Source organism: Mesorhizobium sp. WSM4820 (assembly GCF_055811075.1).
On the sequence record NZ_JBVVQN010000092.1, the window covers coordinates 1 to 457 of the forward strand.

A 457-nucleotide genomic window follows, 5' to 3' on the forward strand; every position below is an offset into this window, starting at 1 on the left:
TCAGCCGCGCGTTCGGGATCGCCTGCGCCAGGGCGTAAGACTGGAGCGTCGGGATCATGACGTCTTCGTTCCCGTTCATCACCAGCACCGGCTGCTGGCGGATCGCCACGACACGATTGAGAAGCGATGTTTCCGGCGTCCCTAGATCCCCTGCGGCGGCAAGCATTCTGGACGGCGTCCCGAGCGTCCGGTAGGCGTAGGCGACGCCGTCGACGTCGAACGTTTCCGTCTCCACGCAGGCGGCGTCGCAGAACCCAGTCTGGCTGGGTTCTGCCGAGGTGGTCGGGTTGGCCGTCGTCGAAGTGATCAGGACGGCGAGCAGTGCCGTGCCGGCCAGACCGGCGACGACCGCTTCACGTAAGGATGTGCTGCGGGTTGAGGTCATCGCTCTTTCCCTCTGCGCGCTTCGTTCGATGACGAGACAGTTGCGCAGTGGAGCGGCGTGAACCAGTTAATC

General features: G+C 64.6%; 1 protein-coding gene. It reads right to left on the reverse strand.

Annotated elements, in window-relative coordinates:
- A partial coding sequence (locus tag AC0L2R_RS33860) for an alpha/beta fold hydrolase (RefSeq protein WP_473514128.1) occupies nucleotides 1-385 on the reverse strand: 385 nt, incomplete at its 3' end.
- Between the last annotated feature and the right edge of the window lie 72 nt (nucleotides 386-457).